The 15046-nt window shown below is 55.6% G+C and carries 14 protein-coding genes and 1 pseudogene; 13 read left to right on the top strand and 2 right to left on the bottom strand.

Features of this window, described 5'->3' with window-relative positions; genetic code table 11:
• Nucleotides 1-814 precede the first annotated feature (814 nt).
• The 9 genes and pseudogenes from JRF57_12435 (at nt 815) to JRF57_12395 (ending at nt 10853) form a co-directional block, all read left to right on the top strand.
• Nucleotides 815-2998, top strand: a complete 2184-nt coding sequence (locus JRF57_12435; GenBank protein ID MBW2304504.1) for a PAS domain-containing protein — start codon at nt 815-817, stop codon at nt 2996-2998.
• A gap of 173 nt (nt 2999-3171) precedes the next feature.
• On the top strand, nt 3172-4122 hold the full coding sequence (locus tag JRF57_12430; GenBank protein MBW2304503.1) for an ABC transporter substrate-binding protein: 951 nt from the start codon (nt 3172-3174) through the stop codon (nt 4120-4122).
• Nucleotides 4123-4145: 23 nt separating this feature from the next.
• A complete protein-coding gene (locus JRF57_12425) occupies nt 4146-4871 on the top strand; it encodes an ABC transporter ATP-binding protein (GenBank protein MBW2304502.1) in 726 nt (241 codons plus the stop codon).
• Nucleotides 4868-5596, top strand: a pseudogene (locus tag JRF57_12420) (ABC transporter permease). The gene JRF57_12425 and the pseudogene JRF57_12420 overlap by 4 nt, the downstream one beginning before the upstream one ends.
• Nucleotides 5597-5599: 3 nt before the next feature.
• Nucleotides 5600-6514 (top strand): UbiA family prenyltransferase, encoded by a 915-nt coding sequence (locus tag JRF57_12415; protein ID MBW2304501.1) that lies wholly within the window; start codon nt 5600-5602, stop codon nt 6512-6514.
• A 94-nt stretch (nt 6515-6608) separates the two neighbouring features.
• Complete coding sequence (locus JRF57_12410) at nt 6609-8426, top strand: menaquinone biosynthesis decarboxylase (GenBank protein ID MBW2304500.1); 1818 nt, start codon at nt 6609-6611, stop codon at nt 8424-8426.
• Between the two features lie 246 nt (nt 8427-8672).
• Nucleotides 8673-8957, top strand: coding sequence for an integration host factor subunit alpha (locus JRF57_12405; protein MBW2304499.1), 285 nt, complete (start codon nt 8673-8675; stop codon nt 8955-8957).
• 103 nt (nt 8958-9060) lie between these two features.
• The gene (locus tag JRF57_12400; protein MBW2304498.1) at nt 9061-10470 is read left to right on the top strand and encodes an aminopeptidase; all 1410 of its coding nucleotides are present in this window, start codon (nt 9061-9063) and stop codon (nt 10468-10470) included.
• Between the two features lie 68 nt (nt 10471-10538).
• Nucleotides 10539-10853, top strand: a complete 315-nt coding sequence (locus JRF57_12395) for a zinc ribbon domain-containing protein (protein MBW2304497.1) — start codon at nt 10539-10541, stop codon at nt 10851-10853.
• A 141-nt stretch (nt 10854-10994) separates the two neighbouring features.
• Here the strand turns inward: JRF57_12395 and JRF57_12390 are convergent, their stop codons facing one another.
• On the bottom strand, nt 10995-11855 hold the full coding sequence (locus tag JRF57_12390) for a DMT family transporter (GenBank protein MBW2304496.1): 861 nt from the start codon (nt 11853-11855) through the stop codon (nt 10995-10997).
• 417 nt (nt 11856-12272) lie between these two features.
• Here JRF57_12390 and JRF57_12385 point away from each other — a divergent pair, with 417 nt between their 5' ends.
• The 4 genes from JRF57_12385 to JRF57_12370 all read left to right on the top strand — a co-directional run bounded on the left by JRF57_12385 (nt 12273) and on the right by JRF57_12370 (nt 14591).
• Complete coding sequence (locus tag JRF57_12385; protein ID MBW2304495.1) at nt 12273-12371, top strand: DUF2080 family transposase-associated protein; 99 nt, start codon at nt 12273-12275, stop codon at nt 12369-12371.
• A gap of 184 nt (nt 12372-12555) precedes the next feature.
• Nucleotides 12556-13329 (top strand): CoA activase, encoded by a 774-nt coding sequence (locus tag JRF57_12380; GenBank protein ID MBW2304494.1) that lies wholly within the window; start codon nt 12556-12558, stop codon nt 13327-13329.
• Between the two features lie 35 nt (nt 13330-13364).
• Nucleotides 13365-14255 carry a benzoyl-CoA reductase, bzd-type, subunit Q gene (bzdQ, locus tag JRF57_12375; GenBank protein MBW2304493.1) on the top strand — a complete coding sequence of 297 codons (891 nt, stop codon included), beginning with the start codon at nt 13365-13367 and terminating at the stop codon, nt 14253-14255.
• A 45-nt stretch (nt 14256-14300) separates the two neighbouring features.
• Entirely contained in the window at nt 14301-14591 is a 291-nt protein-coding gene (locus tag JRF57_12370; protein MBW2304492.1) for a 4Fe-4S dicluster domain-containing protein, read from the top strand.
• A gap of 152 nt (nt 14592-14743) precedes the next feature.
• On the opposite strand, the gene JRF57_12365 is transcribed toward JRF57_12370, so the two are convergent.
• The coding region (locus tag JRF57_12365) for an adenylate/guanylate cyclase domain-containing protein (protein MBW2304491.1) at nt 14744-15046 on the bottom strand (303 nt) is incomplete at its 5' end.

Raw genomic sequence — 15046 nt, 5'->3', positions numbered from 1 at the left:
TAAGGTCAAGGGCATGGCATATGTATCTCTTTTTCAAATCATCAAATTTTGAAACCCTTCGGGATTTCCGATTTTACCGGATCTGCTGCGTTGCGCTTCGGATTCCGTCATTGCGGCGTACTGATATGTACGCCTCATTCCTGAATCCTCGCGCGCCTTGCATCTCCAGAAAACTCGGAAATCGCTCAATTTAGGTTGTAATCAGCGGATTTTACATCTTACCCGCTTCTTTATACGCCTTCGTCTGGATACCCCGCAGCCAGGCTGCAGCGGAGATAGGCGGGGCGCCTTTGTGCACAGGCGGGTCTGGATCCAACCCAATTCCCCGTTATGTTCAGGTCTTACCGTAGTTTATTGCAATGAATGTACCACAATGTGGCATATTGCTGTAACCTATTAATATTTCAGGATAATTGTTTGTCTGTTTTTGGAGAAAAGAAAAGACTGGCCCATGAAATCGGGTAAAAAGTATCCAGGTTTCCAGGTAGAATGGTTAAGAGCTGGGTAAAAAGTATCCAATTCAGGGGGGTGAACAAAGCTGGATCGCTGTTATTCTAAGGGTGACATATTTTTCCATGCGTGTGCATTTTTGTGTACAATTTTTCGCCTATTTTTGATTTACGACTTGATTTTTTTAGTAACTTCTTGATAAAGGATAGAAATTTTTGTTTTTGAGTGGAGAGGAGATTGCATTATTCCCCTGGTGGTTTTGTTTGTCAGCCAGGATGGATCTGGAGTTGACGATTACGGAGAGGCGGGATTCCCTGGATTTGGAAGGGATCAGCGGGCCTAAACCACAACGACAAGGGATTATATGCAAGCGAAACAAATTGGGCAATATCCCGATGGTGTGGATACCAATGTGGGGGCATGCCTGGTGGAGGAGCTTTATCGCCTTGCGCCCGTGGGTATCGCCGGCACCCTCGTAAACGCCCCCATTCTTGCCTTCATCCTTTGGAAAAAGATTTCCCACAATCTGTTGATCCCGTGGCTGATTGTATCGGTGCTCTTTGCATTGCTACGGTACCCCTTGGTCAGGCGTTTCCAGGGGATTCTTGAGGGAGGGCGTCAGGTCCTCCGCGCACGGAGGTGGTTTCTGGCAGGGATCGCTCTTTCCGGGGCCTTGTGGGGTTCGGCCGGGTTACTTCTCTTTCCCGAAAATTCTTCTGCCCATCAAGTACTTATAGCCTTCGTGCTGGTGGGGATGGTGGCAGGAGGGGTCGGAACCCTCTCTCCCGTCATGCCTGCCTATCTCGCTTTCAGCATCCCGGCCCTTGTCCCGACCATCGTGCGTTTCAGCCTCCTTCGTGACGGCCTACACCTGGCCATGGGTGCCATGCTCCTGCTTTTCGGGGTCCTTACCTATCTTACGGCCAGGCGAATTCACTTCTCAATCAGGGAACTGGTGGAGATTCGGGAGCGATTCGCCGAAAGGGTGGCGGATCAGACGGTCGAACTTGAAGAAAGAAACGAGGAACTGAAGTGGGAGATCGAGGAGCGGGAAAGGGCCGAGAGAGAGGCCCGGCTTGAGAGGGATAAGCTGGATGCGGTCACCCGGAATGCCGGCATCGGCCTAGCGGTCATCTCCAGGGACTACCGGACGCTTTGGGCAAACAAGATCCTCAAGGACCTTTTCGGGGAAGTGGAGGGAAAGCCCTGCTATAGGGCCTACTTCCAGCAGCCCGGGATGTGCCCGGGCTGCGGCGCACAGGAAATTTTCGCCACGGGAAAGGATTCCGTCACCCAGGAGCAGGAGGGCAGGGACGCCAAAGGAAACAGGATCTGGATTCAGATCGTTGCCACCCCCCTCAGGGACGCGGAAGGAAAGGTGACGGCGGTCCTGGAGGCCATTTTGCCCATTACCGAACGCAAGCTCATGGAGGAGGCCCTGGAACGGAGCCGGGTTGAGTGGGAGAAGACATTCAATGCCATCTCGGACTGGATTTGCCTCGTAGATCTAGATTTTAATATCATGAGATCGAACCAAGCCGGCGGGAGACTTCTGGGATTGCCCGAAGAAAAGATCGTGGGGCGGAAATGTTACTCCCTTGTCCATCACACAGAGGAACCGATTCCCGATTGCCCAGTCCCCAGGATGATCAGGGAAGGGAAAAGATCGAGTACCGAAGTACTGTTACCGGACGGACGGTGGCTCCTGGTGACGGTGGATCCGGTGTTCGACGATAAGGGAAACATCGTCTCGGCTGTCCACATGGCGCGAGACATCACTAAGACCAGGAGCATGGAAATTGAACTCCAACAGGCCCGCAGGATGGAGGCGGTAGCAACCCTGGCAGGGGGCATCGCTCACCAGTTCAATAATGCCCTGTCCGTCATTTTTTCCCATCTGGACCTCCTGGAGATGAGTCTTCCCGGGTTTGGAGGAAAAAAGAGCCTGGGGCCCATCAGGGCTTGCGCCTCCAAAATGGGTGAGTTGACCATGAAACTCCTGGCCTATGCAAGGGGCGGAAAGTACCTGTCAGGTTCCATCTCTTTGTACGAGCTGGTTCAATCTTGTCTTCCCCGGTTTCGGGAGCAGTTTCCGTCAAATATAAAGCTGGAGTTGAGGCTTGTGCAGGATGTGTCCCCGATAAGAGGTGATGGTACACAACTGAAAATGGCCCTCGAGGCCCTGGTGGACAATGCCCTGGAGGCCATCGAAGGCGAAGGCCGGGTACGAATATCCGCTTTTGACAGGGAGGTGGATGAGACCTTTTCCCAGAGACATCCGGGGCTCAAGCCGGGCCCTTATGCCTGCTTGAGGGTGGAGGACGACGGCAAAGGAATGGACGATGAGACCAGGGAGAGAATCTTCGATCCCTTTTTTTCGACCAAGTTCCAGGGGCGTGGGTTGGGTTTGGCCGCCGTGTACGGGATCGTAAAAAACCACGGAGGGTATCTATCAGTGGATACCGGAGTGGGCGAAGGGACCACGGTTTGTATCTATCTCCCCGTGTACCAGGAGAATCCACCGAGGAAGGGATCAGGTAGTGATTGATGAATGCTTGATCGAAAAGGGAGCCGCTATCAAGAAGCCTGTGCTCCCGGGAGCCGGGGTAACCGCCTTTTGGGCTTGACCCCCCGGGGTTCCTCTCGTAAGGTGGGTGGCGATCCGGCGTTGAAGAGGCTGGAGGAATAATTCCAAATTATGCCCAAGGGAGTTAGACATTTATGTTGAGATCATTCGGGAAATGGGTCACAGTCTTTATTTTTCTGGTTGTATCGCCCCTGTTGATGGTGACGGATACCTGTGCGGGTCAGGTCCTCCGGTTCGGGGTCCTGCCCGTGGTGGATACCCTCCCCTTGTGGGTCGGGCGGGAAGAGGGATTCTTCAAATCCAAGGGGCTGGATCTTGAGATCGTCCCGTTTCAGAGCGCGCTTGAACGAGATGCAGCGCTCCAGGCGGGAAAGCTGGACGGGTATTTCGGTGACATCCTCAATACACTTCTCCTGGCCCGTTCCCGCCTTACCCTTGAGATCGTGACCACGGCCTTCAAGGCCAATCCAGTACATCGAATGTTCGCCCTGGTTACGGCTCCTGAGTCGGGAATCCAAGATCTCGACGGACTTAAAGGGAAACCGGTGGCCATTTCCCGGGCTACCATCATCGAGTATCTCCTGGACAGGCTCCTTCAGGCCTATGGCAAAGGGCCGGGCTACGTGGAAAAGCAGGAGATCAAAAAAATCCCCATCCGCCTCCAGATGCTCCTTGCAAACCAGATCCCGGCGGCGCTCCTCCCGGAACCCCTGGTGACCCTGGCCGAGACAAAGGGGGGACGGGTGCTTCTGGACGATCGAATTCTTGAGACCACCCTGACGATCCTGGCCCTCAAACGGGGTCTGGCCGGGAAGGACCCATCCATTGTCCCGCGTTTCCTCGAGGCTTACGGGAAGGCTGTGGATGCTATCAACGCGAACCCGGGCGGGTACATGGCAACGCTCCTTAATCGGACCCGGTTCCCGAAGTCCCTCAAAGACCGGTATTCGATCCCGGGATTCCCTCCCGTAACCCTTCCGGATCCCAAGGACATCGAAGACGCCCAGGATTGGCTCATTCGAAACGGCCTTATGGATACGCCCATGGCCTATGAAGAGGTGGTATATTCAGGCCGGGCACGGTAAGAGGAGGTGTCTCCCTGTCTCCCATGATATCCGTCCAAGGTCTCTCGATGAGTTTTGGGGTCGACACGGAGGTCCTTGACGGCATTTCATTCACCCTCTCTCCCGGGAGGACGCTGGCCGTCATCGGGCCCTCGGGGTGCGGAAAAACGACCCTGCTCTATATCCTTGCCGGACTTCTCCATCCCACCTCGGGCAGGGTGGAGAAAGGATCAGGGAAGGAAGCCGCCCCTCCAAACACCGCCTTCATCCTCCAAGACTACGGCCTTTTTCCATGGAAGACGGTTTGGGAAAACGTCTTTCTGGCACCCAAGCTGAAGGGGTGGAAACGCGATAAGTGCAGAGATGTCACCGCCGGTCTTCTCGATGACCTGGGACTGCTGCCTCTGGCGGATCGCTACCCTGTCCAGTTGAGCGGAGGCCAAAAACAGAGGGTGGCTATCGCCCGTGCCTTGGCCTCGGACCCGTCGATCCTCCTGATGGACGAACCCTTTTCTTCCCTGGACGCCCTTACGAGGGAACGTCTCCAGGACACCATCCTGACCATGTGGAGGACAAGGCGCCTGACCTATGTCCTGGTGACCCATAGCGTGGAGGAAGCCGTCTTTCTGGGGCGGCATATCATGGTATTGACGGATCGTCCGGCCCGGGTCAAGGTGATCATCGAAAATCGAGGTTTCGGGAACCCGAACTTCCGGATGGAACCCGAATACTTTGAAAGGATCCGGGAGGTCCGGAGGGCGCTGGGATGAGACGGATGGGACGCTACATGATTTCCGGTCTTCTGCTCATCGCCCTTTGGAAGGGGTGTGCGGCGTTTCTTGGTTCCGCGGTGTTGCCTCCCCCCGAGGTGGCCTTCCGTGCCTTCGGCCGGGAGTTGAAGACCTCGGTCTTCTGGGGGCATTTTGGTATCAGCGCCTTGCGGGTCGGCGCGGGAATGGCCCTTGGGTGGGCAGCGGCCTTCCCTTCCGGGATCTTCTTGGGATACTCCAGGAAGGCGGATGATCTGCTCGCGCCCCTCGTTTTCCTGACCTATCCCATCCCGAAAATTGTGCTCCTACCCGTCTTTTTTCTTCTCCTGGGGCTGGGAAACGCCCCCAAGATCCTCATGATAGCACTGATCACCGGGTACCAGATTCTGGTGGCCACCCGGGACGGGATCCTGGGGATGGACAAGAAACACCTGGATTCCTTTCGCTCCATGGGCGGAGGGGGATGGCAGGCCCTGAGGCACATCCTGATTCCCGCAGCCCTTCCCCACGGTTTCACGGCCCTCAGGATCGGCACAGGGGCGGGCATCGCGGTTCTCTTCTTCGTGGAGTCCTTTGCCACCTCCAGGGGGCTCGGCTTTCTCATTATGGATTCCTGGGGCCGTGCGGCCTATGATAGGATGTTCGCCGGAATCATCGGCATGAGCCTTCTAGGGGTCCTTTTCTACGAGCTCTTCAATTACCTCGAACGCACCCTGTGTGTCTGGAAAATGCTGGAGGCCGGAAGGGAGGGAGAGAGAAACGCTTCGGTTCCGGACCTTCTCGGCCGGGTCGGGATCTTCGCTCGGATGATTAAGTTCAGCCACACGGTGTTCGCTCTTCCCTTCGCCCTTGCCGCCGTACTCCTGGCCCGCCGAGATCATCCCCTTTCCTTCTCTCTCCTGTTCTGGATCCTGGTGGCCATGGTGGGGGCGCGCTCCGCGGCCATGGGCTTCAACCGGATCGTGGACGCCCGCTACGATGCCCGAAACCCGCGGACCAGCAACAGAGCGATCCCGAGGGGAACGATCTCTGTAAGGGCAGCGGCCCTTTTTGTGGTGCTTTTCTCCGCCCTTTTCGTCCTCGCTGCCGCCATGATCAGCCCTTTGTGCTTTTTCCTCTCCTTCCCGGTCCTGGGAGTCCTTTTTTTCTATTCATACACCAAGCGGTTCACCACGTTTTCCCACCTGTTTCTGGGGTTCGGCATTTCCCTTGCCCCCCTGGGCGCCTGGATCGCTGTTACGGGAGGGATCGATTGGCCGGTGCTGACCCTCTCCATGGCCCTCTTGACTTACATCGCTGGTTTTGACATTCTCTATGCCTGCCAGGATACGGCCTTTGACAGGCAGGCGGGACTCTTCTCCCTGCCGGCCCGGTTCGGGGTGGGAACCGCTCTTCAGGTCAGCACGTTGCTTCATGTCTGCTCCTTCCTCTTCTTTTTCCTGGTCTTCATCGTCTTTGATATGGGACTGCCTTACATGGCTGCCCTCTTCTTGATCGGAGCCCTCATGGTGGCGGAGCACAGCCTGGTCCGGCCCCATGACCTATCCCGTATCGATCTGGCCTTTTTCCATGTAAACAGTGCCATTTCCCTGACCCTGTTTTTCGGGGTCCTGGCAAACGAGATCGCAAGGGGGATCCACTGAGGAGGGAATCTCAAAACCAGGTTCGGTTGTAAGGGAATCAACGTTTGTCTCAGTGAGAAAAGGAACCGGGGATCCATGGTTGGAGCGAGAAAAATTGAAACGTGGATATAGAAATCTTTCGGGATTCCTCCGCACCCTCCGGGAGACGGGAGAACTGAAAAGGGTGGAAAGGCCGGTTTCTCCCTACCTTGAGATCAGCCGGATGACGGACCGGGAGTCCAAGAGTCCGGGCGGGGGAAAGGCCCTCTTTTTTGCCCGGGTCGAAGGGTCTCCCTATCCCGTTGTGACCAACCTGTTCGGGAGCGAAAGACGCATCTGCCTTGCCCTGGGGGTCAGCCGCCTGGAAGATCTTACGGAGAGAATGAGGCGCCTGATCGAGTTGCGTCCTCCCAGGGGATTGCGGGATACACTCGCTCTTCTCCCCCGGGTGCTCCCGGTTACCCGCTGTTTTCCGAGGCGTCACCTGACAGGAACCCCGCCCTGCCAGGAAGTTGTTTACCGGGGTGAGGAGGTGGATCTCACCCGCTTGCCCATCCTTCACCACTGGCCGAAGGATGCAGGTCCATTTATCACTCTACCTATGGTCTTTACCCGGAGCCTGAAGAGCGGCCGGCGGAATACGGGGATGTATCGTCTCCAGATTTTTGACCGGCGGACCACTGGGATGCACTGGCACGTCCACAAGGACGGGGCCCATTTCTTCCGTGAGTACAGGAGGGCCCGGAAGCGCATGCCGGTCGCCGTGGCAATCGGGGCCGATCCGGCAACCATCTACGCGGCCACCGCCCCTATGCCCAGAAACGGGGACGAGATGCTCCTGGCCGGTTTCATCCGGCAGCGGCCCGTTACCATGGCCAAGTGCCTCACGGTGGACATGGAGGTCCCGGCCGAGGCCGAGTTCGTCCTGGAAGGGTATGTGGACCCGGAGGAGCGGCGTCTGGAGGGACCCTTCGGGGACCACACGGGATACTACTCCTTGCCGGACGAGTACCCGGTCTTCCACGTCACGGCCCTCACCCATCGAAAAGATCCCGTTTATTGCTCTACGCTGGTGGGGCCTCCGCCTATGGAAGACTGTTACCTGGGAAAGGCCACCGAGCGGCTTTTTCTGCCCTTCCTGCAGGCCTTGTTCCCCGAGATGGTGGATTACTGGTTCCCCTGGGAGGGGGCCTTTCACAACGGGGTGGTGGTATCCATGGAAAAGGAGTATCCGGGACATGCCCAGAAGCTCATGTATGGGTTGTGGGGCCAGGGGCAGTTAAGCTTCTGCAAATCCATCCTGGTGGTGGACGAGGACGTGGATCTTCGGAATCCGGAGCAGATTTTGGCCAAGATTTTGCATGATTTTGATATCACCACGGACATCACATTTTCCAGGGGCATCCTGGATGTCCTGGACCATGCCTCCCCCACCCCGATCTTTGGATCGAAAATAGGGATCGACCTGACCCGGAGATTGCCCGGGGAACCACCAAGACACACCCCCGGAGAGAGCATTGAAAAAGGTTCGATCCATGGGAGACGGTTGCTTGAAGGGATCCGGGAGGCCATTAAAGGAGTGACGGGGTGTTCTCCTATAGCCCCCTGTAACGGGGATGGAGGGGGAAGCCACCCCCGGAACCGGGTCCTTGCCCTTGGGGTGGAAAAAGACCCCAAAAGGGGGGGGCGGTATTTCGCCGGGAAACTTTTCGATCTGCCGGTCCTGAAGGGATTCAACATCATCCTTCTCTTTGATCCGGATGTATCGTTTGAAAAGGATTCTTTGCTCCTCTGGAAACTCTTTCACAACGTGGACCCGGAGCGGGATATGTTTATCCGCGGGGGGCGGCTGGTGGTGGATGCCTGCAGAAAGGGTCCCCAGGACGGGCACGGTAGGGAGTGGCCCGATGAGCTTGTTTTTCCGGATGCTTGAAGGGCCGGGGTCCAGGAGGTTTTTTGTCTGTTTTCTGAAAATTCCTTGAATTTGCCGGTGGAATTGTTTTATTGATTTAACTCTTTAAAAATACTAAGTTAGTGCCCATCCATAGATAGGCGGATTACCTATCTATGGATGGGCACAAGTTAAACTTTCACAACTCAGGTGTGCTCCCTTGGGGAGACAAGGAAGAACCAGGACGGAACGCAATTAAAGAAATCTTGGAGGAGAACGGGAGAGAGAATGACACTTACGAAAAGCAGGATCTTCGAGGACGTGGCAAAGCTGGGCTTCACCTATAAGCGGGCCCAGGAGATTTCGGAAACCCTCCTGGAAATCGTGAAAAGGACTCTCGAAAACGGGGAGGACGTATTGATTTCAAGGTTCGGAAAATTTTGCGTAAAACACAAAAGACGCAGAAGGGGGCGGAATCCAGCCACTGGTGAAGACCTGATCCTTGCTGAGAGGCGAGTGGTGACCTTCCGGCCCTCGTCGATACTAAGGGACAAAATCAATCGGAAGGAATAGAGGGGCCCTGCGCGTGGGGTTATCCGTCTGACAGGACCTGGCGGTAGCCGCAACCCGAGAGGATAATCAGGTGGATAAAAAGAAAAAGAGAGAAACGGCGAAGATAAAGATTGAAAAGCTCAAGGAAGACCTGGAATACCGGCCGCGGCCCGTGTGGGACGTATTGAAAACCCGGGACAGGGAAAGAGTCTTTTCATTGGGAGAGGCATACAAGGACTTTCTCGACCGGGCCAAGACTGAGAGGGAAGCCGTCTCGTGTATCATGGAAGCGGCCTCAAGGGAGGGTTACGTAAAAGATCCCCGAACGGGCCCGCCGCAGAAAATGATGAGGGTCCTCCACGAGAAGTGCATCGCCCTGGTGCGTCCGGGAAAGAGCCCTCTGGAGGAAGGGATGCGCCTGATCGTCTCCCATATCGATTCCCCGCGCCTGGATCTCAAGCAGAGGCCCATTTACGAGGAGGCCGACCTCGGTTTCATGAAGACTCATTATTACGGAGGAGTTAAGAAGTACCACTGGGTGGCGAGACCCCTGGCGCTCCATGGCCGAATAGTGAAAGGTGACGGAAGCCGTCTGGATTTGGCTGTCGGGGAAGATCCGGAAGATCCTGTTTTCGCCATTCTGGATCTTCTCCCCCACCTGGCCCGGAAAACCCAGTACGAAAAAAAACTCGAAGAAGCCATTCCGGCGGAGAAACTTAATCTGCTCGTAGGGGGTATCCCCTTGGGCGACCATGAGACCAAGGAAAGATTCAAACTGGCGGTCCTGGATCACCTCCACAGGCGATACGGCATTGTCGAAGAGGACTTCGTCAGTGCCGAACTTGAGGTGGTGCCCGCCGAGAAGGCCAGGGACGTGGGCTGGGACAGATCCCTCGTAGGGGGCTACGGCCAGGATGATCGGATTTGTGCTTTTGCCAGTCTGAGGGCCCTCCTGGATGGAGAGGAGAAGAGCGAGAAGACGGCCTTGGTCCTCTTCGTGGACAAGGAGGAGACCGGCAGCGATGGGGCTACGGGTGCCAAGACCCGGTTGATCGAGTCCATCGTCCAGGACCTGCTTGTGCTGGAGGGGCGGAGACCCGATCCAAGGACCGTTTATCGGGTCCTTGCCGCCTCGAAGGCCCTTTCCGGGGACGTAAACGGGGCCCTGGATCCCGATTACCAGGACGTTCATGAGAAGCGCAATGCCGCCATGCTGGGATACGGCGTTTGCTTGACGAAGTTCATGGGGCGTGGCGGCAAGGTGGGGGCCAACGACGCGAATGCGGAATATGTGGGTTGGCTCCGGAAGTTGTTCAGTGAACAGGGAGTCGTTTGGCAGACCGGGGAGCTGGGGAAGGTGGATGCCGGCGGCGGGGGCACCGTTTCGAAGTTCCTCTCGGTCTATGGAATGGAGATCATTGATTGCGGCCCTCCAGTGCTATCCATGCATTCTCCCTTCGAGATCTCCCACAAAGGGGATCTTTACATGACCTACAAGGGGTACAGGGCCTTTCTTGAAACTTCTTCCGATTGATAGGATGATCTTTATGCAGAGAAGATAGCCCGCTCTGCCGTTGGGACGTTGGGAGGCGCGGTCATTCGATGCCGATTTACGAATACGAACATATAGATGGATCCTGTAAGACGGGCAGGATTTTCGAAATCAGGCAGTCAATTAAAGACGCCCCCCTTACCCGCTGCCCCCACTGCGGCGGTGCCGTTCGGAAGATTATCTCCAGGCCCAACATCAATATGCCGAAAAGCGATACCGAACTGCGGGATTTGGGGTTTACGAAACTGGTAAAACGGGATGACGGGGTTTACGAGAACGTCACGGCGCGGGACGGGGAGAGCCGGATAGTGCATCGGGATCAACCTGCGACTTACCCCAATCTGAAGAAGACGATTACCGATTGAGAACCCCGGCCATGGACGTGACCGAGCTCCTCATAGGGGAGATCGACCCCGGAGCCGAGAGATCAGCATGCCTTCGAGCCTCTGCAGACAGTCCGGTTACCCCCCTCGCTGAAAGCGATTCCATTGAATACCTTTTCATTCTCACGAAGAGTTTTTGGGCTTCAAGGCCGTGGTCACGGCCGCCCCGATGATCATGCTCCCACCGATGATCGTTCTTACCGATGGAGTTTCTCCAAGAAGCAGGAGCGCCAATAGAATTCCATAAACCGGCTCAAGGCTCGCCGCCACCCCGGCGATCTGGGCCCTCACGCGACCCAGCCCCTTGATGAAGAGGACATGGGCCAGGGCCGTGCATGGAACACCGAGCAGGAAGAGGGAAAAGATGTCTTTACCGGTAACGTGGAGGGGTTTTGGGAGAAAAAAAGGGAAGATCATAAGCGCCGCGAAAAGATTCTGGTAAAAGGCGATCACTGATGAAGAATAACTCCGTACGTAATACCGGTTAAGCAGTGAAAGGACGGCGAAGGTGAAACCCGACAGAACCCCCCACAAGGCCCCTTGGGTGATATGGCTTCCGAAATCAAAGGAAGGGAGGACCAGGATGAGGCCGAAGAAGACCACGGCGGCTGTCCCCACATCAAAGGGACGAAGCCGTTCATGGAACAAACGGGGTTCCATGAAGGTTACGAATAGGGGGAAGGTGGAATAGGTCAGGAGCCCGAGCGCCACGGTGGAGGACTGAATGGATTGAAAAAATGAACCCCAATGGAGGGCGAGAACCCCTCCAAGCCCCACGAAACCGAAAAGATCCTTCAGGGATCGGACTTTTAAGGGCCTACCCTGGAAGGCCAGAACCAACCCCAGGGCCAGGAAAGCGAAAAAGGTGCGGCCCAGTACGATGAGGAGGGGAGATAAGGAAATCCATTTCCCGAAGAGTCCTGAAAGCCCGAAAAGGAGGACTGCGAAATGGATGCTCAGGAGACCTCTGGTGTTTTTATTCATTGGTTTTCCAGGGGTGGTTAAAATTTCCACCTTCCCCCCCGGACCGTAAGCTTACAGGCCGGAGGCTTGACCTTGAACAAAATTGAACATTTTTCAAAGGTCTCAGCATATGTATATTTTTCAAATCATCAAGTTTTGAAACGCTCAGTTTAGGTTCTTGTTTATGGATGGGCACCGACTTGTGTTAGAAAAGGATCTCATAAGACCTTTGAAAAACGTGTCCTGAAGGGCGGGCGAGATTGGCACACTCGGGGTGGAGGTGCCGTGAAACGGTCCTGACACACCAGTGAATTCACCATATCGCTTAAAAAGAGGCAATTTCAAGTGGCAAAGGGAAAAAACACTAAGGGAAACGAAAAATACTCCGTCGCTGCGGTTGCCGAGGGGAAAGTGAAATTCGAGGTGTACGGCGAAGAGATGATCGAGAAGAAGGTGAAGCTGAGCGGAAACAGCGGGAGAGTCTATCTTCCCCCGGACTGGGTGGACCACCATGTCAAGATCATCAGGATCGATTGATTCCAGGTCATAAGGATACGGAAGGAAGATGAGGGAGCTGTCAGTAGGCTCAACACCGCTGTTACCGAAGCCCCCTGGCAAGATCGATGTCTTCAATGGAAAGCCTCGGTTTGGACCGGCCGGCGGACCTCAAATGGACCTAGCGGGAAACTTACGGGCCGAGATCGAATAGGAGGGTTGAACCATGATTTCTGCTGGAATTGATTGTGGAGCGAAAAATACAAAGACCGTCATCATGCAGGACGCCAGGATCATCGGAAGGGGGATGGTGTCGACCGGTTTTGACCAGGCTGAGGCCATAAACGCATCCATTGAGGCGGCCTGTAAGGATGCCGGGATCACCAGGGATCAGATCGAAAAGTGGGCCGGAACAGGATCCGGGAAGAGTGTGGTTGAAAACGCACTGATCGTAAACGATATCAAGGCCATGGCCAAAGGTGGGAGGTATTTTTTCCCCAACGCCCGGACGGTGGCCGACGTAGGCGCTGAAGAGGGGCGCGCCGTCAAGGTGAGGGAGAACGGAAACATCGAGGACTTTACCATCAACGAAAAGTGTGCCGCTGGGGCCGGCGCCTTTGTGGAGGCCATGGCGCGGGCCCTGGAAGTGACCATCGAAGAGATGGGTGCCCTGTGCCTCCAGTCCAACGCGACTATTCCCATGAATGCCCAGTGTGCCATTTTCGCGGAATCCGAGGTGGTCGGATTGATCCATGCAAAGACCCCCAAGCCCGATATCAGCCGGGCCATTCACGATGCAATTGCAGCCCGAATCGTTTCAATGATCCGGAGGATCGGTGTCAACGAGGACGTTGTCCTGATGGGCGGGATGGGAAGAAATCCCGGGTTTAAGGACGCAATGCTCCGGGAACTGGAAATCGAGAAGATTTATATCCCGGAAGAACCCGAGTACGGTATGGCTGTGGGAGCTGCTGTTGTGGCCATGGAAAAAGGCCGATGAGATAATAAGAATTGGGATCGTCGGAGGACATGAAAATGGCGGAAGAGAAGAACCGGGAATTCTGGAGGTGGACTGAATCCAACTGGAGGAATCCTGATATCGAGTGGGAGGATGCCAAGTTCGTGACCGTGGGCATCGACGTGGGATCCGTAAGCTCCCAGGCCGTCATCATGTGTGATGGCGAGATTTTCGCCTATGCCAACATGAGGACAGGGTCTGACAGCCCCAACAGCGCCCGAAATGCATTGAACTATGCCCTTGAAGGGGCCGGGATGCCTGAGGATCGGATGGATTACTGTGTCGGGACCGGGTACGGCCGTGTGAATGTTCCTTTCGCGGATCGTTCCATCACCGAGATCGCCTGCCACGCCCGGGGCGCCAACTTTATTTACGGCCCCCAGGTGAGGACCGTTCTCGACGTGGGAGGGCAGGACATCAAGGCCATCCAGTGCGACGATAAAGGGAGAGTGACCAACTTCCTGATGAACGATAAGTGCGCCGCCGGAACCGGCCGCGGAATGGAAGTTTTTGCAGACCTCCTTGGTGTGCCCGTCACCGAGGTGGGGGAGCGATCTTTCAAGTATGAGGGAGAGGAACCCGAAGCCGTTTCCAGTACCTGTGTGGTGTATGCGAAATCCGAGGCCACGGGACTTCTCAGGAAGGGATGGTCGACCGAACAGGTGCTGGCAGCCTACTGCAAGGCCATGGCGGAGAGGATCTATTCTTTGCTTGAAAGGATCGGTGTGAACCCCGAATTTTGCATCACCGGCGGAATGGCCAAGAACCGAGGCGTGATCGATAGATTGATGCGGAAACTCGGTCTCGAACCCGCCAAGACGAGGTGGGATACCCAGATCGCCGGTGCCGTCGGGGCGGCGTTGTTCGGGTATGCCCTCTGCCAGAAGGGAAAAGGCAGGAAAAAATAGGGCCCATGCCCGAAAGTGGTTTTTAATCCATAGTGAGGTGACTCTATGCTGGCCAATTATGGATACAGCGACGGCTCAGGGAATTACTTTATTACCATCGACACGGACAAGTGCAACGGTTGCGGCGACTGCGTAAAGACATGCCCGGCCCGACTCTTCGAAGTGCTCGACGAAGATCCCAATGATCCCTTGAGGGAAGAACCGGTGGCCGTGGTGGTGGATTCCAAGAGGAAAAAGGTGAAATACGAATGTAATCCCTGCAAACCGCTTGAAGACAGGCCGCCTTTGCCCTGTGTCGAAGCGTGCTCGGCAGGGGCCATCTCCCATTCGTGGTAGCGCAGGGTCAACGGGGTAAGTCGATAAACCGGTTTCCATCCATAAACAGCTCATTTCCGGGCTGGTCATCCTTGCATCTCCTGAAAACTCGGAAATCGCTCAATTTAGGTTGATATCAGTTCCTCTTGTCCTATTTCATTGGGTCCAGGGATTCATGCTTTGATGTTATAAGTAAGGATGGGTTGGTGAATCCCCTTGACCCTGATCTCTCCCACCTTTTCGGCTGGAAAATCTCCTTTGATCCGGCTGTAGGTTCTGTGGCTGATGAGGATCTGGCCGGGTTTTGCAAGGGATTCCAGACGGGAAGCCACGTTGACCTGATTCCCGATTACGGTGTAATCCTTGTGCATGTCCGATCCGATGTTCCCGACGGTGACATAGCCTGTATTGATGCCGATTCCCACACCGAGTTCATACCCGTAGTGAAGCCATTCGTCTTTCAAATCCCGGACCTT

This window comes from Deltaproteobacteria bacterium (assembly GCA_019310525.1).
Classification (GTDB): Bacteria; Desulfobacterota; DSM-4660; order Desulfatiglandales; family HGW-15; genus JAFDEE01.
The sequence above is the reverse complement of the archived record's forward strand: the minus strand, read 5'-3'. Positions and strand labels throughout refer to the sequence as shown.